16 protein-coding genes are annotated in these 22,218 nt (G+C 51.3%); 10 read left to right on the forward strand and 6 right to left on the reverse strand.

All coding sequences use genetic code 11. From position 1 onward, the window contains the following. Window positions 1-471: 471 nt before the first annotated feature. From BLQ82_RS28510 to BLQ82_RS28520, 3 genes are read right to left on the reverse strand one after another with little or no spacing between them, the layout of a single operon-like run. Complete coding sequence (locus tag BLQ82_RS28510) at window positions 472-1,647, reverse strand: glycoside hydrolase family 130 protein (RefSeq protein ID WP_062519336.1); 1,176 nt, start codon at window positions 1,645-1,647, stop codon at window positions 472-474. Continuing rightward, a complete protein-coding gene (locus BLQ82_RS28515) occupies window positions 1,647-2,867 on the reverse strand; it encodes an AGE family epimerase/isomerase (protein ID WP_062519338.1) in 1,221 nt (406 codons plus the stop codon). The genes BLQ82_RS28510 and BLQ82_RS28515 overlap by 1 nt, the downstream gene beginning before the upstream one ends. A gap of 23 nt (window positions 2,868-2,890) precedes the next feature. Then, window positions 2,891-3,841: a glycoside hydrolase family 113 gene (locus BLQ82_RS28520; RefSeq protein ID WP_062519340.1), complete on the reverse strand. Its 951-nt coding sequence runs from the start codon at window positions 3,839-3,841 to the stop codon at window positions 2,891-2,893. Between the two features lie 273 nt (window positions 3,842-4,114). Between BLQ82_RS28520 and BLQ82_RS28525 the strand changes: the two genes are divergently transcribed. Next, the gene (locus BLQ82_RS28525) at window positions 4,115-4,876 is read left to right on the forward strand and encodes a response regulator transcription factor (protein WP_062519377.1); all 762 of its coding nucleotides are present in this window, start codon (window positions 4,115-4,117) and stop codon (window positions 4,874-4,876) included. 61 nt (window positions 4,877-4,937) lie between these two features. Here BLQ82_RS28525 and BLQ82_RS28530 read toward each other — a convergent pair whose 3' ends face one another. Then, entirely contained in the window at window positions 4,938-6,023 is a 1,086-nt protein-coding gene (locus BLQ82_RS28530; RefSeq protein ID WP_062519342.1) for a LacI family DNA-binding transcriptional regulator, read from the reverse strand. A gap of 104 nt (window positions 6,024-6,127) precedes the next feature. On the opposite strand from BLQ82_RS28530, the gene BLQ82_RS28535 reads away from it, so the two are divergent. The 8 genes from BLQ82_RS28535 (at window position 6,128) to BLQ82_RS28575 (ending at window position 18,822) form a co-directional block, all read left to right on the forward strand. Continuing rightward, window positions 6,128-7,483, forward strand: coding sequence for an FAD-dependent oxidoreductase (locus BLQ82_RS28535; RefSeq protein WP_062519344.1), 1,356 nt, complete (start codon window positions 6,128-6,130; stop codon window positions 7,481-7,483). A 381-nt stretch (window positions 7,484-7,864) separates the two neighbouring features. Continuing rightward, window positions 7,865-9,238: an ABC transporter substrate-binding protein gene (locus tag BLQ82_RS28540; protein ID WP_062519346.1), complete on the forward strand. Its 1,374-nt coding sequence runs from the start codon at window positions 7,865-7,867 to the stop codon at window positions 9,236-9,238. A 137-nt stretch (window positions 9,239-9,375) separates the two neighbouring features. After that, window positions 9,376-10,257: a carbohydrate ABC transporter permease gene (locus BLQ82_RS28545; RefSeq protein ID WP_020428272.1), complete on the forward strand. Its 882-nt coding sequence runs from the start codon at window positions 9,376-9,378 to the stop codon at window positions 10,255-10,257. Between the two features lie 5 nt (window positions 10,258-10,262). After that, window positions 10,263-11,096 carry a carbohydrate ABC transporter permease gene (locus BLQ82_RS28550; protein WP_062519348.1) on the forward strand — a complete coding sequence of 278 codons (834 nt, stop codon included), beginning with the start codon at window positions 10,263-10,265 and terminating at the stop codon, window positions 11,094-11,096. Window positions 11,097-11,259: 163 nt separating this feature from the next. Further along, the gene (locus BLQ82_RS28555) at window positions 11,260-12,285 is read left to right on the forward strand and encodes a glycoside hydrolase family 130 protein (protein ID WP_062519350.1); all 1,026 of its coding nucleotides are present in this window, start codon (window positions 11,260-11,262) and stop codon (window positions 12,283-12,285) included. A gap of 442 nt (window positions 12,286-12,727) precedes the next feature. Beyond that, window positions 12,728-13,690, forward strand: a complete 963-nt coding sequence (locus BLQ82_RS28560) for an acetylxylan esterase (protein ID WP_062519352.1) — start codon at window positions 12,728-12,730, stop codon at window positions 13,688-13,690. Window positions 13,691-13,733: 43 nt separating this feature from the next. Beyond that, complete coding sequence (locus BLQ82_RS28565) at window positions 13,734-15,800, forward strand: methyl-accepting chemotaxis protein (protein ID WP_062519354.1); 2,067 nt, start codon at window positions 13,734-13,736, stop codon at window positions 15,798-15,800. Window positions 15,801-17,022: 1,222 nt separating this feature from the next. Then, window positions 17,023-18,822, forward strand: coding sequence for a peptidoglycan D,D-transpeptidase FtsI family protein (locus BLQ82_RS28575; protein WP_244281048.1), 1,800 nt, complete (start codon window positions 17,023-17,025; stop codon window positions 18,820-18,822). Here the strand turns inward: BLQ82_RS28575 and BLQ82_RS28580 are convergent. Continuing rightward, entirely contained in the window at window positions 18,783-19,988 is a 1,206-nt protein-coding gene (locus BLQ82_RS28580) for an AI-2E family transporter (RefSeq protein WP_062519360.1), read from the reverse strand. The two genes, BLQ82_RS28575 and BLQ82_RS28580, sit on opposite strands and share 40 nt — an antisense overlap. A gap of 241 nt (window positions 19,989-20,229) precedes the next feature. Here BLQ82_RS28580 and BLQ82_RS28585 point away from each other — a divergent pair, with 241 nt between their 5' ends. After that, entirely contained in the window at window positions 20,230-21,609 is a 1,380-nt protein-coding gene (locus BLQ82_RS28585) for a polysaccharide deacetylase family protein (RefSeq protein ID WP_062519362.1), read from the forward strand. 234 nt (window positions 21,610-21,843) lie between these two features. On the opposite strand, the gene BLQ82_RS28590 is transcribed toward BLQ82_RS28585, so the two are convergent. Then, the coding region (locus BLQ82_RS28590; protein WP_143013585.1) for an integrase core domain-containing protein at window positions 21,844-22,218 on the reverse strand (375 nt) is incomplete at its 5' end.

Genomic DNA, 22,218 nt, shown 5'->3' on the forward strand with positions numbered 1-22,218 from the left:
GATCTGCTGCAAAAAGTGCAATAGAAACGTCCGATTTTGCTGCTAAAAGTAAATCTATTGTATTCTGTACAATAGAATTCTGCCGAACAGCCGTTATTGGCGCGTTTTACGGATTTTGGCTGTACGAAGTGCAATAGAATCAACTAATTAAAGCAGCAGGCCGAAATCTGTTGCACCAAATACAGCAGATGATGCATGAGCCTCAACGGTTTTGGGTGAATTCTGGCTGAAGGAACTGTGCAAGCAGGAACGGAAGCGGAGCACCGGACTCTGACCAGTCCACCATGCGCGCGATATACGCACAGCGATTCAGCACAACGCGATCTGGGCGATTGAACTGACATTCGTCAGAAGAATTCCAAGACTACAATGGTATTTTTCAGTTGTACATAATCTATAGTGATAGCTTCTGACCCATAAAAAGGCAGCCCCCGTGGATTTCCACAAGGGCCGCCTTTTATTTCTGGAAATTTACTTCAACTGCAAATTCCGGTCGATCAAAGCAATCCGCTGCTGCACGCAAGCATAGGAACGAAGCGGGTCTTCCGGGGTATTAAGGACATAATCCAGCATCTGGTCAACCGTTGTGGTGGCGACATGGATGCGGGTGTCAGATGATGCGTAATAGATGTAAATGTCTCCGTTGCCGCGTGCGATCACGCCGTTGCAGAAGACAACGTTGGATACATCGCCGACACGCTCTTCACCATCCGGAGCGATGAAGTGTCCGCCTGGTGCGTGCGTGACCTTGTTAGGCTCCTCTAGATCGGACAGGAAGGCGTACAGCACATAGCGCAGTCCGGCAGCGGTGTTGCGGACGCCGTGGGCGATATGCAGCCAGCCGCGGGGCGTTTTGATGGGCGCCGGACCTTGGCCGTTCTTCACTTCTTTGATCGTGTGGTAATAGCGCTGGTCCATGATGGATTCGCTTGTAATTACAGCATTTTCGATCGTATCGGATAGTCCCCAGCCGATGCCGCCGCCGGAACCGGCGTCGATAAAGCCATCCTGTGGCCGGGTATAGAAGGCATACTTGCCGTCTACAAACTCAGGGTGCAGCACTACGTTGCGCTGCTGTGCGGATCCCGTCTTCAGGTCAGCGAGGCGTTCCCAGGTCTTCAGATCCTTGGTGCGGGTAATGCCGCACTGGGCAACTGCGCTGGACAGGTCGCCATGCGGGGCATCCGGATCTTTGCGTTCGGTGCAGAACAGGCCGTAAATCCAGCCGTCGGCATGCTTCACGAGGCGCATGTCATACACGTTGATGTCCGGGTCCTCAGTTTCAGGAAGCACTACAGGATGATCCCAAAAGCGGAAGCCATCCACACCGCTGTCACTCTCGGCAACAGCAAAGAAGGATTTGCGGTCATTGCCTTCTACCCGGGCTACAATGTAGAACTTGCCGTCCAGTTCAATGGCACCAGGGTTGAAGATGCCGTTAACCCCGATTCTTTCCGCAAAATAAGGGTTGGTCTCCGGATTGAAGTCGTAGCGCCAGATCAGCGGTGCATGCTCAGCAGTCAGCAGCGGATACTGGTAGCGGTCGTAGATGCCGTTGCCGTAGGGAACCTTTTCATTTTTGCGCCCGATCAGCGCCTCATAGCGTTCAGTCAGCTTCTGTTTGCGTTCTTGAAAGAGGGTAGTCATTATTTTGTCTCCTTTATAGTGGAATTCTGGGTAAGCCGCCCGATCATTTCGAAGCAGGCTCTGCTGTTATGGTAAGGGCATTTCCAGGCGCTGACCTTGGGCCCATGGGCCAGTGGCTGCAGCGCTTCATCAACGCCCCAGTACCATTCGCCAAGCTTGTGGTCTACGATATATTGGTCGGTAAAAATCCAGGCGTTCTCCGCAGCTTCCAGGAACCGTGTCTCATGGGTCAGCTGATAGGCGTTGTAGAAGCCGACAACGGCTTCGGCCTGCGGCCACCAGTCTCTGGACTTGTCAATGTGACCGCTGCCGTCCGCTTCATTCCAGATACCGCCGTCTTCCGCAATGCCCTCCGCCAGCACAGCTTCAGCCATAGAGACGGCTACCTTGCGCACACGCTGCAGCAGTGCTTCATCTCCAAGCACCTCTGCAGCTTCAACCAGCAGCCAGCTGCCTTCGATGTCGTGGCCATAAGAGATGCTCTGCGATTTCACATGCCACTCTTCGTCCAGGAACAGGTGGAAATGCTTGCCGTCTGCATCGATAATATGGTCCAGCATGGTTTCGATCAGCTCCGACAGCTTGCTCTTCAGCTCCTCCGATTTCCAGACCCGGTACAGGCCGGTGTAGCCTTCCAGAACATGCAGATGGGTATTCATAGACTTCTTCTCGTTCATATCCTTGGAACTGAGACTCAGGTTCTCCGTCATCTGCCATTCGCGTGACAGAGCTTCGATATAGCCTTTATAGAGAGGATCATAGCCGTATTTCTCTACAATATGGAATAGGTCAATTGCCTGTTGCAGAGCATCACTGCGCCCGGTAGCGTGGTGAAACTCGGCCAATGCGTAGATGGCAAAAGCCTGGCCATAGATTTGCTTTTTCGGTTGGGAAGAAACCCCGCGGGCGTCCACCATCCAGAACAATCCGCCGTATTCGGTATCTGTGAAGTGCTGCGTGAGGTAGTCGTAGGCGCGTTCAGCCATAGCCAAGTATTCTGAACTGCCATATATCCGGTAAGCGCTCGCAAATGTCCAGAGGATCCGCGCATTCAGCACAAGGCTTTTCTCCGCGCCTGCTATGACATTCATCTGGTTGTCGATCTCACCGACAAAGCCGCCATGCGCTTCGTCCAGTGTGTGCTCCATCCAAAAGCCCAGGATATTACCCTTCAGCTCATTCTCCAGCTGTCTCCGCCATTCCTCAGTTGAAATCTTCATTTTGTTTGGTTCACTCCTTAATATTACTTATGAGTCTTGGAGCTGTAGTACTCTTTAATGATATGCGCTGCGGATTTGCCATACATGCAGTAATCATCGTTCTCCGCCGCCTCTTCAAGCGGGTAAAGCTGTGCCGGCCAATCCCAGAGCATGAAGCCCTGGACCCATTCCCGGTTCTCACAGCTGCGGAACATCGCCTCGTAATAGCGTTTCTGTTCGTCCTCGCTCGGTTCACCTTCCAGGGACCAGTCATTCGGAATCGCGGCACTGCCGGTGCGGCTCGGACAGCCGGCTTCCATGAAGAAGAAGGGTTTATTATGCTGCTTCACTACGGCCTCAATCCGGTCAAGCTGTGCCTCCCAATCCTGCTCAGGATAGTAGCCGCTGGAGGAAATAACATCGAGGGCATCCCACCAGGTCACATTGTCCTCTTGATACTTGTCGCAATTATAGGTAAGGATTCCGTGGTACACCTTGCGGACTTCAGCAATCAGGGTCCGCCACTGGGCAGCGCGTCTGTCTGACATGACCAGTTCGCAGCCGATGCAGAACATTTCGCAACCGCTTTCTTCGGCGATAGCGGCAAAATGCAAAATAAAGGCAGTATAGGAGCTGAACCAATCCGACCATTTGGGCTCGCACGGAACATCTTTGTCGAAGAAGTTGATGTGGGCGCGCCAAGTGCCGTCTGCGCAGTTCACAATCGGTTTCAGGCATACCTTCAGGCCAAGTGACTTTGCGGTGCGGATCGCCCATAGGACCTCATCATCGGTAACCGTGGGTTTCTCCCAATAAGGAATTTCTGTGGATTGCGGAGTGGCCTGGATCGCACTGAAGGCGATAGCGGTCCAGTTCGCTCCAGTCACGGATTGCATAAGCTCCATTGAAGTCTTGGCCGCATCATTAGCCCAGGTTCCGCGTCTGCCCATGAACCCCCAGGTAACGCCTCCGACATATTCATTCTGCAGTGACATCTCAGCTACCTCGCTTTATTAGAATAGTAGGATATAGGCCCGGGCATTAAGTTATTTTGTTATATTGTTATTATAATTTTGTTATTTAATAATAACAACGCACAATTAAGTTATAACCCTTTTTAGGCGTTATTTCAAGCAGAAAATGGGCAAAGTAAACTGAAGACTATAAAAGTACAATAGAGTACATATGCTAATAAGAAAATGAAGCTTATAATTGATAATGATAGCGCAATCATTTGTAGCTTTAACGAAACTGGAGGCGATTTGCTGGTGATCAGGGTCATGATTGCGGACGATGAGGAAGTGATTCGCCGTGGGCTTGAGAAAATTACTTCCAGAATGGATTTGGAAGTTCAGGTTATCGGTTCCTATGGCAACGGATTGGAGGCCTGGAATCATCTCCGGGAGCTCAGCCAAGACGATATAGACCTGCTTATTACAGACATCAAGATGCCAAGAATGGATGGTTTTAAGCTGATTGAAGAGGCAAGAGGGCATTTGAAGCAGCTCCCCATAGCCGTGCTGAGCGGATTCAGTGAATTTGAATACGCCCGCCGGGCTATGCGGCATGGTGTGCTCGACTATTTGCTTAAGCCCATTGAGAAGGCACAACTGTACGATTTGCTGAAAAGTGTGGCGGAGAATAAGAAGCTGCGGCCGGCGGCAGCAGAGCCTGAAGAAGCGTCCCACCAGGCCGGTGAGGGCGGTGAGCACTACGTGGTTGAGCAGACCAAGAGCATTCTGGAGAGAGAGTATGGGCAGAACTTTGAGCTTGAACGGCTGGCAGAGACTGTCGGGATGAATGCCAGCTACATCAGCAGGCTGTTCAAATATAAGACAGGCCAGACGATAACGGACTACCTGATCGGCATCCGCATCGCCAAGGCCAAGGAGCTACTGATTGGACAGCCTGATCTGAAAAATTACGAAATTGCCGAAAGGGTCGGTTACAGCGATCCGGTCTACTTTAATAAGCTGTTCAAAAAAATGTGCGGCATGACCCCGAAGGATTATAAGAGCCGCTGCAGATAAAAGGATGAGCCTGCCAGAGAATATCTGCTACAAATACAAACAGAGGCGCCTTTAGGCGGCCTTAAGAGGAACCCCGCTTACCGCGGGGTTCTTCTGTGTGCGCCGGCTGAACGGTGCTTCCGTTATGAAGCCCCCCTTGAAGCAGGATGTGCTCATAGGGCAGCGAAGGGTTGGCAATCCGCCACAGCATCCGGTCGGCCGCACGATATCCGGTTTCCTTAACGGGCAGCGTGGGCCGGGCGATGTCCGGGATAATGTTCCGCAGGGACGGCTCCGGCTCCAGACCAATCAGGGAGTAATCTCCCGGAATGTGCTTGCCGGTGGTTTGACAAGCCAGATACACACGGGTTAAGGCTTGCTCCGAGGCGCAGATGAAGGCAGTGGGTTTATACGTTCCGGTCTGGCGCTTCCATATCGCCGTCCATTCCTCCTGCGGCTGATTCATCTCAAAGATATGGGAGTCCGGCTCCACCTGAAGCCCGGCTGCTTCCATAGTCATGCAGAAGGCCTGCCAGCGCAGCTGGTAGCCCCGGCTCAGCCACGGATTGCCAATGTACATTATCCTGCGGTGACCCATGGCAATCAGATGTCTGGCGGATTGCTGCATGGCGTCATGGACATTCCAGATCACACTGTCCACGTTAGCGCCGGGAGGAGGGAAATTGAGCAGAATCCGGGGCATCTTCAGCTGGATCAGATGTGCCTCTACAGCTTCCTCAATCACCGGACTAATAAAAATGCCGTCTGCATAAGAGAGATTATGTTTGTTCTCCCATTCAATGAAGGCTTTTGCCGGCTGAAGCCCCTCCGGGACGAATAATAGTTCTACCTTATGGCCGGCCTCGCCCAGCCGGTGCTGCACACTCTCCAGGAGAATATGGTGCAGCGGCGACTGCAGGCCCTGTCTTGCAGCGATCAGAAAGATGAAACGGCGGCTTTGTCCGGAGTAGACCGGGGTATTTTCGAATAAAAGACTGCGCTCCTGCTCCTTGGTATGATAGCCGAGCTTTTGCGCCAGCAGGAGTACCTCATTTCGGGTATACTCCGACATACCGGGGAGGCCCCGGAGGGCCTTGGACACCGTATGGACCGTCAAGCCCAGCTCGGTGGCAAGATGCTGCAGCGTTACTTTTTTGCGGATGGGCATAAGGCAAGCCACTCCTATAAATGAAACAAAAGTGTAAGTAAAATGAGGCTTTGATTTCATTATATAATAAGTTCAGTTCATAAGATAACAAGGAGGCCAATGAAATGAAGACAATCACAGTTCCAGCAGATCAGATCCCGGTAAGCCGTGAAGTGGAAGTGCTGGTCGCCGGAGGAGGTCCTGCCGGAATTGCCGCCGCCATCGCTGCAGCCAGGAACGGGGCATCCGTGCTGATCGTGGAGCAGAGAGGGTATCTGGGAGGTATGGGAACGGCGGCGCTGGTTCCGGCATTCTGCCCTTATACGGACCATGAGAAGCCGGTCGTGCGCGGAATCGGTCTGGAGCTTTTGGAGACTATGAAGCAAGCCTGCGGACCGGATTACATGAGCAGATACGGGGAGCAATTGGACTGGGTGCCCATTGATGCGGAAGTGCTCAAGCGGGTCTATGAAGCCAAGGTGCTTGAGAGCGGTGCCGGAGTGCTGTACCATACTTTTGTTTCCCAGGTGGTAATGAGCCCGGACGGCTCCTGCGTAGACGGGGTGGTGATTGTTAATAAAAGCGGCCGCTCCTATATCGGGTGCCGCTATGTAATTGATACTACCGGTGATGCGGATATTGCGGCAATGTCCGGAGCTGCCTTTCAGAAAGGCGGGGAGCAGGGCGAGCTTCAGCCGGGAACGCTTTGTTATGTATTAAGCGATGTGAGCTATAGCCGGTTCCATGAATATCTGGAGCGGACCGGGGATACCGGCCAGATTCCGGCTCTGGTCCAGAAGGCGCAGGCAGCAGGGGATCTTCCGCAAGGGCGCAAGGAGGTGTCGGGTTTTTCCTGGATATCAGATTCACTGGCCGGGGTGAACTTTGGGCATATCTTCGGGATTGACGGGACCAAAGCGGAGGATTTGACCCGGGGGGCGATCGAAGGCCGGCAGGGGATCAGGAAGCAGCTGGATTTCCTGCGCAAATACGTGCCGGGCTTTGAACAAGCGCATCTCGTGACCTCCGGGGAGCAGATCGGCATCCGGGAGACCCGGCGGATCGTGGGCGATTATACGCTGGTGAAGGAGGACTTCATGAGTATGAAATCTTTCCCTGATGATATCGCCAGAAATTCATATTTTATTGATGTTCATCTGGCGAATTCCCAGTCACAAATGAATATTCAGCATTTGCCAAGCGGCCGGTCACACGGTGTACCATACCGGGCGCTGCTGCCTGTAGGCATCGACAACCTGTGGGTTGCCGGACGGGCAGCCTCGTCGGACCGGGTGGTGCAGGGTTCGCTCCGCGTCATGCCGAACTGCTTCGCCATGGGCCAGGCGGCAGGCACCGCCGCCTATCTGGCGGGCACTTCGTCCATGACTTCACGCGAGGTTCCAATCCGCGGACTGCAGAGTCTGCTTGTCCGGCAGGGGGCCTGGCTCGGTGAGGAGGCGCACGCGGCATTGAATATCTAAACTATATGAGATGAACTTGAGAATTTGAAAGCGTGAGAACACAATAAAGCAACAAAAAGATAAAGCCATAAATCATTTTCGCTGCAGGCAAATTTCCCGAAACGGAGAGTTTGCTTTTTTTTTCATATAAAATAGATAACAAATTAATTAAGATAAAAACAAAAATAACAAATTGAAGACCAGAAAAAACAATTGAAACCATCGTTTTAGGTTTGGAAACGATTTATAATAGGCTTGTAAGCGATAACATCATCACTTTTCAAACGAAAGCGGGTACAATTTAACCCTCTTGAAGTATATATCGTTGATTCGTGGTGATTTTTGTTAGTGTTTTGTTATTGTTGTTTCAGGTTTCAAAATGAAGAGAGGGGTCAACAAACAATGAAGAAAACCAAAGCAGTTACCAGCTTGGCAGCATTGACACTGATGGCGGGTTTGTTCGCAGGCTGTTCATCGAACAACAATAATGCCGGCAATGCAACAGCAACAAACGCAGGGAATACCGGAACAAACACCGAGGCGGCAGCAGCCCCTGAAGGCGATGCAGCTAAAGATATCAAAGGTGAGATCACGGTGATCACCCAGAGAACGGATATTGTTGATACCGTATTCAAGGATTTCGCCGCAAAGTTCAATGAGAAATATCCGGATGTCAAAGTAAATTTCGAAGCGCTGTCCAACTACGAAGACCAGATTAAAATCCGCATGAGCACCAGTGACTATGGCGATGTACTGCTGCTGCCTACGAGCGTAGCAATTAAAGATCTGCCGGACTTTTTTGAGCCGCTGGGTAAGATGTCAGATCTTGAGAAGCAGTATACCGGTCTGGAAGAACGTGCTGTGGACGGAATCGCATATGGTATTCCAACTACGGTTAACTACTCCGGTATTATCTATAACAAACAAGTGTTCAAAGATGCCGGAATCACTAAGATTCCTAGAACCTTTGATGAGTTCAACGCAGCTCTGAAAAGCATCAAGGATAAGACTGATGCAATTCCGCTCTACACGAACTATGCAGCTGGCTGGACGCTGACCCAATGGGAATCGGATCTGGCAACCGTGGCCGGTAACCGGGATTATGTCAACATCGGACAAGTAGCCTCTGATGATAACTTCGTTAAAGGCCAGCCTCACTATGACTTGTACAAAGTTATGTATGACGCAGCCAAAAATGGCCTGATTGAAGAAGATCCAACTACAACGGACTGGGAATCCTCCAAATCTGACCTGGCAAATGGCAAAATTGGTACGATGATGCTCGGTTCATGGGCTATCGGACAGATCAAAGGGGTTGCTGCCAACCCTGATGATATCGGTTTTATGCCTTTCCCGACCAACGCCGAAAAAGTTTTTGTTCCATTGTCTGACGATTATACGCTCGGCATAAGCATCCACAGCAAGAACAAAGAAGCAGCGAGAGCATGGGTGGATTGGTTCATTAACGAATCAGGCTATCCTACCAATGAAGGTGGCGGTATGAGCCCGGTTAAAGGCGCTGAGCTTCCGGAAATCCTGAAACAATTTGAAGGCACCGATGTTACGTTTGACACACTTACCCCTGCCAAAGCCGGTGAAGAAGGCTGGGTTGACGCTATCGATAAACAAGCTGAAATCGGCCTCTGGCAGCCTGACTTCAAGAAAGTGATCATCGAAGCAGCGATCGGTAACCGCAAAGATTCCTATGACGACATTATGAAAGACCTGAATGACAAATGGAAAGAGGCAAGAGCTAAAATTACCTCCGGCAAATAAGACTTAATAGCTTTTACCGCAGAAGTGAGGACAGACTTAATAGAACGGGAAGGTGCCTTAGCGGGCATTTTCCCCTTCACTTATGCGCTGGAGAAGGATTAGGAGTAATAAGCATGTGTTCTTAGGAGGTGTGGAGAGTGCCCAAATTATCCAACATGAGCTACAAAAATCAACGTATTTTGATCATTTTTTTATTTTCTCTGGTTCCCGTAGTCCTGCTGCTGACGTTTTCATATTTGCCCGTGTTCAAAATGTTCCAGTACAGCTTCACAAGCTGGAATGGATTTAGTAAAAATATGGAGTATGTCGGCTTTGACAACTACAAAACGATCTTCACCAAACCCGAGTATTTCGCCGTGTTCAAGGTCAGCTTGTATTATTTCTTTGCTACCTTTGTCCAAATGGGGCTGGCGCTTTATTTTGCCACCATTCTAAGCTTTAACGTCCGCATGAAGAACTGGTTCAAAGGAATCCTGTTCTTTCCGACATTGCTGAATGGCGTAGCTATCGGTTTTATCTTCCTGTTTTTCTTCAAGCCGGAAGGAACACTGAATACTATCCTTGATCTCGTTGGGCTTGGAGCCTGGCAGCAGAAGTGGCTGCTGAATCCCCAGCTGATTAATATCTCCCTCGCCTTTGCTTCAGTATGGAGATATATGGGGATGAACTTTATCATCTTCCTTGGAGCGATTTCCTCTATCGGCGGTGATATTTACGAAGCTTCGGAAATTGACGGCGCCAACCGCTGGCACCAGTTCAGACACATTATTATTCCGAGCATCAAACGTATACTGCAGCTCAATCTGATCCTCGCGGTGAGCGGAGCGATCGGTGTATTCGAAATTCCGTATGTCATGACTGGCGGTTCCAATGGCAGCGGCACTTTTGTCATCCAGACCGTCGACGTGGCCTTTAAATACAGCAAGCTGGGACTAGCCTCGGCAATGGCCGTAGTGCTTCTGGGAATTGTGGTTCTTGTCACCGTTCTACAGCGTGTTCTGATTAAGGAGGAGAAGTAAGAACTATGCATACTCTAAAATATAACTTAGCTTCTTTCTTCAAATACCTCACTTTGATTTTGGGAGCGCTGATGGCACTGGTGCCGATCGTCGTCGTCTTTTTCGCCTCTTTAAAAACCAATAAAGAATATGCGTCAACAGGCCCGCTTACCCTGCCGGAAAACTGGCTGAATTTTTCTAACTATTCCAAAGCGTTTATAGACGGGAATATGCTGCTTGGCTTCATGAACACGATTATCATCGTGCTGATTTCCATTGCCGGTGCAACACTGACCGGTTCTATGATGGCTTACATTTTGGCCCGGTTCAGATTTAAGGGCAGCAAGCTGCTCATGGGCGCTTTTCTGCTGGCAACGCTGATTCCCGGAGTAACCACCCAGGTGGCTACCTTCCAGATCATCAACTCGCTGGAATTGTTCAACACCCGTTGGGCGCCGATTCTGATGTATCTGGGTACGGATATTATTGCTGTTTATATTTTCATGCAGTTCCTGGACTCCATTTCCGAATCGCTCGATGAATCGGCCATGCTGGACGGGGCGTCTTACTGGACCATCTACTGGAGAATTATTCTCCCGCTGCTCAGTCCGGCTATTGTAACAGTGATTATTGTAAAGGGTGTTAACATCTATAACGATTTCTATACGCCTTTCCTGTACATGCCTAAAAGCAGCCTGCAGGTGGTTTCCACCGCGCTGTTCAAGTTCAAGGGTCCGTACGGTTCACAGTGGGAGGTTATCTGCGCCGCCATTATGATTGCAATTATACCGACACTGGTCGCCTTTATTGCTTTGCAGAAATACATCTACAACGGTTTTGCGCAAGGGTCGGTAAAATAAGGCCTGACAGACCGCAGAGGAATTACAGCAGTAACGGTTTGGCTTAGCCGGAACTTGGGACTGCTGTTACCTGCGCGGGATTGAAGGAGCATTCACCGCATCCGTATCTTGCATGAATAAAATAACCGCAGCAAACGCTGCTAAAATTTGGAGGGCTATAATTATGAAAGAAGTTAAGTTGACCGCAAGCCAGAATATTCCCAATATGCCTTGGCAGGACAGACCGGCAGGGAATGACAATCCGGTATGGAGACACAGTGACAACCCGGTAATCAAGCGCAATCCGGCTAAGGGTGTCGCGCGTATTTTCAACAGTGCTGTTGTTGCTTATGAAGGCAGCTTTTTGGGTGTATTCCGTGTTGAAGACAACACTACCCGTCCTCATCTGCGTATGGGCCACAGTGTGGACGGCCTGGATTGGAAAATTGACGATGAGCCGATTCAGTTTGTAGACGAAGCCGGCGAACCCTATATGCCGCGTTATGCATATGATCCGCGTCTGGTCAAGGTTGAAGATACGTATTACATCATCTGGTGTACGGATTTCTACGGAGCGGCGATCGGTGTAGCCAAAACCCGGGATTTCAAAACCTTCACCAGTCTGGAAAATCCGTTCCTGCCGTTCAACCGCAACGGTGTGCTGTTTCCCAGAAAAATCAATGGCAATTTCGTGATGCTGTCCCGTCCGAGCGACAGCGGACATACGCCTTTTGGCGATGTGTTCCTGAGTGAAAGCCCGGATTTCGTGTACTGGGGCAAACACCGCCATGTCATGACCAAAGGGGGGCAGGGCTGGTGGCAGAGCACCAAAATCGGCGGCGGCCCTGCACCTATCGAGACTACCGAAGGCTGGCTGATGTTCTATCACGGCGTTACGGGAACCTGCAACGGCCTTGTGTACAGCATGGGCGCTGTCATCCTCGATAAGGATGAGCCGTCCAAGGTCAAATACCGTTCCAAAAACTTCGTGCTTACCCCGGAAGAATGGTACGAAGAAAGAGGTTTCGTGAACAACGTGCTCTTCCCTTGCGCTACCCTGAATGATGCTGAAACCGGCCGCATCGCCATCTACTATGGCGCCGCTGACACCTATGTAGGTCTTGCTTACACTACTGTCGAAGAAATCGTCAACTATGTGATCGCAACCCATGAGGAAGTCGGAGACGACGCCGGATTGGGCAAAATCTAAGCAGGCAAATACGGAACACCTGAAGGCCGTCTTTGGGAAGTCTTAGAGAAATGTAGATTAGAGAAATAATAGATTAGAGAAATGATAATAAGTCTTAGATAAGTGCTTTTATGTCCTGTGAAGTGTGTTTATAATGTGCCTGGTGAAATGTACCTGCTACCTGTCGCCTTCCCCGGTTGCGCTGGGGCATTCTATTGCAGAATGTGCAGTAGATTGCCCCTTTTTTGTGCTGACCAGGCCATCTGCTGCACTTCCTGCAATAGAATTTGCTCAAATTCACTAATAAGAGGGTTTCTCAGGATTTCTACTGCACAAAGTGCAACAGAAATGAAGTTTTCCACCTTTACGAAGGATTCTATTGCACAAACTGCAATAGAACCGCAAGTGAGGGAGCTGTAAGCGAGTGAATAACTAACTAATCCAACCCTAAGGAGGATTTCTTATGACGTCCGAAAGATCCCTAACCCAACTAAAAGCCTACGGTGGCTCCAGCCCGAAGCCTGCGGATTTCGATTCATTCTGGGAACGGGCCCTGCGTGAGCTTGATGCCCAGACCCTGGACTACGAACTGGTGCCTGCGGAATTTACCAGCGAGCTGGCCGAATGTTTCCATTTGTATTTTACCGGCGTAGGAGGTGCCAAAGTGCACTGCAAATATGTCAGACCGAAGAAGGCGGAGCAGGCGAAAGGGGCTGGCGTGGTCATGTTCCACGGCTATTCCTGCGACAGCGGCGACTGGATGGAGAAGGTTGCCTACGCCGCGCACGGCATCAGTGTGCTCGCAATGGATTGCCGTGGACAAGGCGGGTTGTCCGAAGACAATCTTACGGTGCAAGGCACCACCATCCGGGGCCACATTATCCGGGGGATCGATGATCCGGATCCGGACAAGCTGTATTACCGGAACGTGTTTCTGGATACCGCCCAGACCGCACGGATTTTGATGAATATGCCGGAAGTGGACCCTGAACGGGTCGGGGCGTTCGGCCTCTCCCAAGGCGGAGCGCTTACGGTAGCCTGCGCTGCCCTTGAGCCGCGGATCAGGCTGGCCGTTCCGGTCTATCCGTTCCTTTCCGATTACAAGCGGGCGTGGGAGCTGGATATTACGACTTCCGCCTATGAGGAGATTAACTATTATTTCCGCTTCTTTGATCCTCATCATGAACGGGAGGAAGCGATTTTCAACCGGCTCGGGTACATCGACATTCAGAATCTGGCAGGCCGAATCCAGGCCAAAGTGCTGTGGGTGACCGGACTTGCGGATACGATCTGCCCGCCTTCGACGCAATTCGCTGCATACAATAAAATCACAGCAACAAAAGAGCTGATGGTATATCATGAATACGGTCATGAGTATCTTCCATATCTTTCCGATCGGACGCTACAGACCTTCATGACCTTGTAACGGGAAGCCGTGCAAGAATATCGTAGATCTGGCGGTGATTTTTTTGAGCAAACAAGCAGCGGACAGCAAAGGATTTCTTACTCGGCTGCATCCCTCCAAGTCGCTGGGGGTGCGGCTCTTTCTTGTGTTTTTTATCGCGACCATGGGAATTGTATTATCCCTTGGGTATACCTCGTACTCCGTTGCCAGACAAACCATTGAGAACAACGCCTTGTCATCCAATCAGCAGACTGTTGAACAAACAGCAGAGAAGCTTGACGTCATCCTGATGCGTTTTGAAGACAGTTTGGGGCAGCTTTTTTACAACAGGGATATTCAGGAGGCAATCCGTCAAGGAAGTATCTCCGCTGCCGGCAGCGCTGAACGGAACAGTCAAACTGAACGGATTAATCGTGAATTGGAGCGCTGGATCACTTCGGTAAAGGGAATGCAGGCCGTATATCTGGTACCCTTAAATGAAGAGTTTCCTGTGTCTGCCACGGGAACAAAAGACAACGTTTTTATGAAAGGAATCAGGGAGGCTTCTTGGTTCAAGCAGCTGCAGGAGAAGCCCCACAGCCTGTGGATTACCCAAGGATTGAAGCAGGGGGATACTTCGGGCGTGTTTCATTTTGCCAAATCCATGGCGGATGAATCCGGGGGGACAGGCTATATCGCTGTCTGCGATATCAGTACCAAAGAATTGGACAGCCAGCTGAGCAAGGTCAACCTCGGGCTGGATTCCTACATCCAGCTTCTGACAAGCAAGGACGAGCTGATTGCTTCCTCCCAGCAGCAGACCGACTCTTATCTTCGCCTGGGCGGAACATTATTCAAGGGTCTGACCAAAGCTTCAGGATCTTTGCCGACCCAAGATGAAGAAGGCAAATCCATTCTCGCTGTGTATGGCACACTGCAGAGTTCGGGCTGGAGAGTGCTGGGCGTTGTGCCTTCGGAGAATCTGGTCAAAGATGCGGGCCGTATTCTGGGGACGACCTACATTGCTGTTGCTGCCGCAGCCCTTATAGCGATTCTGATCGGCTTATGGATGGTCCGAATGGTATCCCGGCCGCTCTCACGGCTCAGGGATCTGATGTTCCAGGGGGCGGAAGGCGATCTTCGGGTACGGACCAGGGTTGCTTCCAGTGATGAAATCGGCCAGCTGTCGTCCTCCTTCAATGTGATGATGGAGCGGATTACAGAACTGGTGGTTCATACCAACGAGACGGCACGCGAGGTTCTCGAAACAGCAGATGCGCTGGGCAATGCCTCGCGCAAGACGGCAGCGTCGGCCAGGGATATCGCAGCAGCGACCGAAGAGATTGCCGGAGGGGCGGGAAGCCTTGCGCTGGAAGCGGACCGCGGCAATGAGATGACGGCGCAGATAGCCGAACGGATGGATATGGTGATCTCTGCTGCCCATGAAATGGGCAGCATGGCACATCATGTGGGACAATCCAGCCAGGAAGGTGTCGTGAAGCTGCAGGAGCTGCTGCGTCAAACGCATACAACAGGCGGTATGACCGATAAGCTGGTAATGAAGGTCAATGAATTAAAGGATACCGCTTCATCCGTAATGAAGGTTCTGGAGGCCATGCAGAGCATTACGCAGCAGACGAATATTCTGTCACTGAACGCTTCCATTGAAGCTGCACGTGCAGGCGAAGCGGGCAGAGGGTTTACCGTCGTGGCCGATGAAATCCGCCAGCTGTCGGAACAGTCCAAGCGCTCCATTGCGATGGTGGCTGACATTACGGATAAGATCATGACGGATATGCATGAGACTGTGGCTGCGCTGTCGGAGGTATCGCCCCTGTTTGACGAGCAGATCGTGTCAGTCCAGAACACAAGCGAAATCTTTGTCACTGTACAGGGACAAATGAATCATTTTATTTCCCGTCTGGATTCCGTGGGAGCTTCGATTGAGGGGCTGAATCAATCTCAGCATGTGCTGTCGGATGCGATCAGCAACGTCAGTTCTTTTGCCGAGGAATCCTCGGCAGCTTCGCAGGAGGTGGCCTCCCTCAGCGGGGAACAGCAGAATGTGAGCGGTTATCTCGTGGACCTCTCTGCCCAGTTGGAGAAGGCCTCCTCGATGCTGGAGGAAAGACTCTCAAAGTTCACGGTGTAAAACAGGCTGCTGGAGGAAGTGCAGTCGCCGCCGTATGAGATGTTAAAAGCAGGAACTCAATCTATAACATAAATTTGCAACCCAAATTTGCAACCCAAACTTAATCCGTAACTCAAACCGTTTCTTCCCATGAAGAGGCGGTTTTTGTTCTTGTTCTTGATTTTGGGATTTCCTCTTTTGTTGGGATATATCGAGCTGAACCTGCCGAATCTTTTTTTGTAGGCGGGGCCTGGAGAGAGAAGCTTGAAAGTGGTTGAGAAGACGGTGGCTTAAAGGAAGCTATAGTGGAATTAGTATACTTAATTGAACAAAATATCCTCATGAAGAGGAAATAGTGGGAAAAAGTAGAGTTACTTTAAGCCATTCCCCCCGAAAAGCGGCGCCTCGGCAGAATTAGGCATCCTTTTTCCAACTAGCACTTACGGGGAAGCGGGATCGGGAAGAACTAAGTTTACTTTTTCCACTTACGTTTACCGCTTGGTCCAGGTAGGGAGGTGTAGGGACTGGGGCGGGGGAGCATAGGTTCATCGCTGAGTGCCAATTACAGAGCCTTCAAGCCGTAACTGTACTTTGAGCAATGCTGTGAATGAACTTGGCGAACTCTAATACCTTGACCACCAGATCAAATTTCAGGATACGAACAAGCTTTATCAAGCTATGTGTTCGTCCTTATGTATACTTTTAATTTCAAGCGTGGATAATGTTAAAAAGGTTTTATTCGTAATCTGATGGTTAATGGGGGGATTGGATTGACGTACAAAGAGGTATATGACCTTCATGAGCAGCTGCTTTTAATCTATGAAAAAAACAGGAAGTCTCCAAGTCCATATCAGCGGGAAATCAATCATTACAAGAGGCAATTTTATATCGCCCAGGATATTGTTCAGCGGATATATGTAATGAATCAGTTAATCATCCTTCATGAGAAGAGTAGAGGAGAACAAATTAAATGGTGTCCAAAAGAGTATTTTAATTGAACCATATCACGGTATAAATATCAGTCCTGATGATCAAGAAACCCTTGATTATCAGGTTTTTTTATATTCTAGCGGCGGGTACTACCGGAAAACCAAGTCAGGTAATAAGCCGGTAATATATCCGCAACGTGGGCATAATAGATGGCATGAAGCCCGTCTGCCAAACAGGATATCATTGAATTGTATCTTCTGTAACCCTTGCCGGCAGGCGGCTTTAGTCTCACCAAACCTCAGGAGGAATGGCTTTGCACAAGCTTATACATAAACGTATTTTTTGGGGCTCGCTTATCCTGTGTTTGCTGGTGGCGGTGCTGATTGTCCGGCTGGCTTGGGTACAGCTGCTTCTGAAGGACCGCAAAGTACCGGGAGCGGAATACTCCATGGCCCGGATGGCCGCGATCCAGAGTGAGCGGGAGGTGGTGCTCGACAGCGGCCGGGGGCGGCTGTATGACCGCAACGGCCAGCCGCTGGCCGGCGAAACGGTGTGGACGGCGGCTTTTTTTCCCCGGGACGAAGCGGAAGCGGACGCAGAGGAGAGTGCTGCCGGCAGGGAGAAGCTGCAGCAGCTTGCTACAGTGCTGGGAGTGACCTACGAGCAGCTGCAGGCTGGACGCAGCGGGCTGAAAGAACCGCTGCTCTGGCCTTCAGGCAGCGGCAAAAACCCGCTGGAGCTGACGCCGGGGCAGGCCGAAGCGGTTGATGCGCTGGGCGTTGGCGGTGTGCGGGCGCTGCCTTTTGCCCGCCGGTATTCGGGGGAAGCGACAGGCCGCCAGTGGCTGGGCTACCTGTCGGAGGCTAAGGCGGCGGAGGTGAAGAAATCGCCGACAGGTCTGAGAATTCCTTGGACGGGAACCGACGGTCTGGAGAAGACACTGGAGCCGCTTATGCAGGGGGTGGGCCATACCGAAGCCTATGCCCAGGTGGATGCGCGCGGCAACCGTCTTCCTGACAGTCCCATTAAGGTGAGAGCGCCGGGGAATCCTTATTATCCGCTGTCTTTGTACACGACCATAGACAAGAAGCTTCAGGAGAATATTGAGAAGCTGGCTGTGAAATCTGGAGTCAAAGAAGGCGCTGTAGTGGTGCTGGATACCAAGACCGGCGATATTGAAGCCATGGTTTCATTGCCGTTCTATAATCCCGCGCAGATTTCGCCGGAAGGAGGCGAGTGGAACAACCGGGCACTTCAGGCCGCGGTTCCCGGCTCTATCTTCAAGATTGTAACCGCCGCTGCGGCACTGGAAGCCGGTGTGACTTCCCCGGAGGAAAAGTTTTATTGCTCCGGGCATTACGGAAAATATGGCCTGTCCTGCTTAAAAGGAAAGGGACACGGCACCCTTACCATGGCACAAGGGTTCGCCGTGTCCTGCAATACCGTATTTGCCTCGCTGGCTGAGCGGCTGAGCGGAGCCCAGCTCCAGTCCGCCGCACTGGCGCTGGGGCTTGGCAGAGATATCAGCTGGCAAGCGGAGAATACGCTTGGCCTGCCGCTGCTCCGTCCGCTGTCCGGGGAACAGCCGGGGGCGGTCTTTACTACGCTGCTGCCCGATGACGGAGGGGCGAGGGTGCAGACGGCAATTGGCCAGCGCGACGTCCGGGTCACGCCGCTTCAGGCGGCCAACCTGCTGGTTACGCTGCTGCACGGCGGAGAAGTCCATGCACCGCGTATACTTCAGCGGGTGGCATTCGCCAACGGACAGACGCTGAAAGAACTTCCAGGCCATTTAGCCCCGTCGGCACAGGGCCGAATCTCGCCGCCGACAGCCCGTGTGCTGCTCTCTCTGCTGCGGAAGGTTGTGACCGGGGGAACCGGCAAAAGCCTGCAGGGCACGAAATGGCCCCTTGCAGGCAAGTCGGGTACAGCCCAGACATGGGTGAAGGGCATGCCCCGCAATAACCAATGGTTTATCGGCTACGGACCGGCCGGGCAGCCCAGATTTGCGGTGTCCGTCCTGGTGGAGAATGTGGCCCCAGGGAGCCCGCATGCAGCCACCAGGCTGTTTGGTCAGGTGTTTGAGCTGCTGGCGGAACCCTCCGGCGCGTGAATGCCATCCGGCTCACCGGAACCGGAAACTGCGTCGCCTCCCGGAGTAGAAGGCTCGCCCGGTGCTGCGAATGGCGAGACAATGAACTCCTCCTTCGGCAGGAAGATCCAGCGCTGGAGATAGCCCTGCTGAAGCAGCTCCTTGAGCAGGATGAGCAGGATCGGCGAGAGAATCAAGCCGGCGAAGCCAAAGATGGAGCTGGACAGAATAACGAACGACAGCATCAGGAAGGCGGAGGATACGCCGATGGAATTCCCGGTAATCTTCGGCTCCAGCAGCTGCCGCACAATCAGCACCACTGCGAGCAGCACAATCAGGCCAATGGCCAGCGAGGTGTTGCCGATAATGAACAGATATACAATCCAGGGAATCAGAATCGTCGACACCCCGAGCAGCGGCAGCACATCAAATATAGCGCAGACCAGGGCCATAGTGATTTCATTGCCGCTTCTAAGGATAAAGAGCCCGACCAGGACGATGACGAAGGTAATGCTGATCAGAATCAGCTGCGCTTTGAGATAGGACCCGATAGCCTTGAAGACATTCCCCTGCAGAAAAGCATAAGCTGTCTTGAACGTTTTGGGCATCTTGTCATGAGCAATTTTGCGCCAGTCTTTAATCTCCATGCTGAGAAAAAAGGCAAGAATAATCGCAATGCCAAAATTAGCCATAAATGAAGAGAAGGAGCCAAGCACTCCGATCATATATTTAAGGAAGATAACCAGCCAGCCCGACAGCACATTCGTTGCTTGCTTGAAATACCCGTTGATTTTGTCGGTAAGATCCGGCGGAAGCGCATCAATCTTGTGCTGCAAATAAGTGGTTGTCTCAGCAAATTGCTGCTGGACTATATATGTATATCTGGGCAGATCATCCTGGAACTTAAGTGCCTGCATCGTAATGAGCAGCCCGGCGCCAAACAACACACCCAGCAGCACAATCAGGAACAGGATGACCGAAATCGCGGAAGCAAACGGTTTGGCCATTCCCCGGCGGTTCAGAAAACGGGCCAGCGGCTCAATCATCAGGAATACAAAAAATGATAAGAACACAGGCGCGGCGAGCCGGTACACCGTACTGAAAGCGAACATCACAAGATACACGGTCAGCACGACTAGACCGATGTCGAATATGGTGCGCCAATATTTTTTGTACAGCGGCAACATAAATATGAACGACTCCTTTTTAGATAAAATAACAAATTCAGCTTTAATTCATTGTACACGATTTTAACAAAAAAGCGTCTATTTCTTTGATACCTGTGTTAAAATAGGGGGTAACGTTTTTTCGTGGGAATCAGCCTACTTAAAAACCGCGAGACATACTTCACTCTACTTGGCCGTATCACTGAATCTGCTTGCAGACCTACGCGAGCCAAAGTCAACTCTGGAAAAGCGGGGAAATTATATGCAGACTTTGCTGCTCTGGTTATTTTATATTTCAACATTTTATGCCTTTATCCCTGGGATGATCAGCCGGATATTTGGATATCGCGTCTTCCGTAAAGGGATGGGCCGCCGTGAATTTGCGCTTACTTTTGACGACGGTCCGGACTCGCTCTATACACCGCTGCTGCTTGATTTGCTGAAACGCTACGGTGCCAAAGCTACTTTTTTTGTTGTCGGCTCCCATGCCGAGCAGAACCCGGAAATTATCAAGCGCATGCATGATGAAGGGCATTTGATCGGAATCCATAATTATGTTCACAAGACGAACTGGCTGATGCGTCCGGCTACCGTCAAACGCCAGATACAGCGCACTGATGATATTATTTTCAGTATTACCGGTGAACGGAGCACTTATTACCGCCCGCCCTGGGGGATCGTTAATCTGTTCGACTTTTCGAAGCGCCGCCAGGTGCAGATCGTGCTGTGGTCGGCAATGTTCGGCGACTGGAAGGAGAAGCTCGGCGCAGAGCGGCTGACCGAAAAGCTGCTTGCCAAGCTGAATCCGGGCGAAGTGATGCTGCTGCATGATTGCGGCACCACACTCGGAGCGGACCTCAAAGCGCCTGAGCATATGCTGATCGCCTTGGAGCGGCTGCTGCAGGAGGCGGAACGGCGCGGGCTGCGCAGCATCCGAATCGATGAGATGATCAAGATGGTGCAGAGCTCTCCGATTCAAAAGCTTTCTTTTGGCAAAAGGCTCATTGTCGGCTTGTGGCTGGCTTGGGAACAGGTATTCCAGCTGATGCTCCGGATTAAGACCATCTCACCGGCAGATCCGTTCCTGCATTACCGTATACGCAAATATCAGGGCGGACCTATACAGATGGAAGGCGGTGAACTGCTGACCAAAGGCGATAAGGTGATTGAACTGCATATTGACAACAGGCAGCTGTTCGAGCTTGGCATTCATTCACGCTCCTCGGCGCAGCTGGCGATCCGCATGATCCGCCGGATGGAGAAGGATATGCCGGTGCTGGCGCAGCGGATTGCCGGGGATATAGACCTGGCCGAAGCGAAAGCGCTGTACGGTGTCAGTATGATCAACCGCGGGCCGGAGAAATTCGGGTTCATGGTGCTGGATCTGCCGAAAGGGTGGTTTGCCCGGTCGGCCAAGTTTTACCTGAGTGTCCTGCTGAGTGTCATCCATCCGGCAGGAGGGTCAAGGCTGAAGGAACGGAGCGAGGTGCTGGTTCCCAAAATGATGCTGATGCCCGTCTCCCAGCTGCTTGACCAGATGAACCAGCAGCGCCCGCAGAAACAGGTGAAGCCGCGTGAGCAGCTGCGGGAAGAAGACTTGTCCCTGGAAGCCGAGCTGCCGGCAGCTACGGTTATACACTAATGATTTTACTGTGAAATGAAATGAAACAGCAATTATAAGATAAGCTTCTGTGACCTCAGGTTGCAGAAGTTTTTTTGATTTTAAGGAAACTGGTGCTTGCGAAGAGCCGGTGAACAAGCTGGTGAACAGGCACTAGTTGGAAAAAGGGAACTTATTTCTCCCCAAAATCAACAATCGTGAGGTGTAAGTGGAAAAATGGACCTCCGTCAAGAAAGTGGACACAAAAAAAGTGAATTATGCGGTTTTTCTCTTCTTGAACTTCGCTGCAAACTGGGCAGGGGAAACATAACCCAACGCACTGTGGATTCGCTTGCGATTATAAAAAAATTCAATGTACTGGAACATTTCGTCCTGCGCTTGCTGCTTCGTTTTGAACTTGGTGCAATAAACCAACTCTTTCTTTAGTATGCTATGAAAGGATTCGATGCAGGCATTATCATAGCAATTTCCTTTGCGGCTCATGCTTGCTTTCATGTGGTACTTCTTTAGACGGTTACGGTAATCTGCAGAGGCATACTGCGAGCCCAGATCGGAGTGATGGGTGAGTCCCTTCTTGGGCCGTTTCGCTGTGTAGGCATCGTCCAAGGCACCGAGTACCAGATCGGTCGT

Origin of the sequence: Paenibacillus jilunlii (assembly GCF_900102965.1) — a bacterium.
GTDB lineage: Bacteria > Bacillota > Bacilli > Paenibacillales > Paenibacillaceae > Paenibacillus_AQ > Paenibacillus_AQ jilunlii.

Coding starts and splice junctions, on each gene's coding strand:
- BLQ82_RS28520 (WP_062519340.1), bottom strand. CDS start 3,841: ATGTCACTGCAGAATGAATATGTCGGAGGCGTTACCTGGGGGTTCATG.
- BLQ82_RS28540 (WP_062519346.1), top strand. CDS start 7,865: ATGAAGAAAACCAAAGCAGTTACCAGCTTGGCAGCATTGACACTGATG.
- BLQ82_RS28535 (WP_062519344.1), top strand. CDS start 6,128: ATGAAGACAATCACAGTTCCAGCAGATCAGATCCCGGTAAGCCGTGAA.
- BLQ82_RS28530 (WP_062519342.1), bottom strand. CDS start 6,023: ATGCCCATCCGCAAAAAAGTAACGCTGCAGCATCTTGCCACCGAGCTG.
- BLQ82_RS28580 (WP_062519360.1), bottom strand. CDS start 19,988: ATGTTGCCGCTGTACAAAAAATATTGGCGCACCATATTCGACATCGGT.
- BLQ82_RS28515 (WP_062519338.1), bottom strand. CDS start 2,867: ATGAAGATTTCAACTGAGGAATGGCGGAGACAGCTGGAGAATGAGCTG.
- BLQ82_RS28560 (WP_062519352.1), top strand. CDS start 12,728: ATGACGTCCGAAAGATCCCTAACCCAACTAAAAGCCTACGGTGGCTCC.
- BLQ82_RS28585 (WP_062519362.1), top strand. CDS start 20,230: ATGCAGACTTTGCTGCTCTGGTTATTTTATATTTCAACATTTTATGCC.
- BLQ82_RS28510 (WP_062519336.1), bottom strand. CDS start 1,647: ATGACTACCCTCTTTCAAGAACGCAAACAGAAGCTGACTGAACGCTAT.
- BLQ82_RS28555 (WP_062519350.1), top strand. CDS start 11,260: ATGAAAGAAGTTAAGTTGACCGCAAGCCAGAATATTCCCAATATGCCT.
- BLQ82_RS28550 (WP_062519348.1), top strand. CDS start 10,263: ATGCATACTCTAAAATATAACTTAGCTTCTTTCTTCAAATACCTCACT.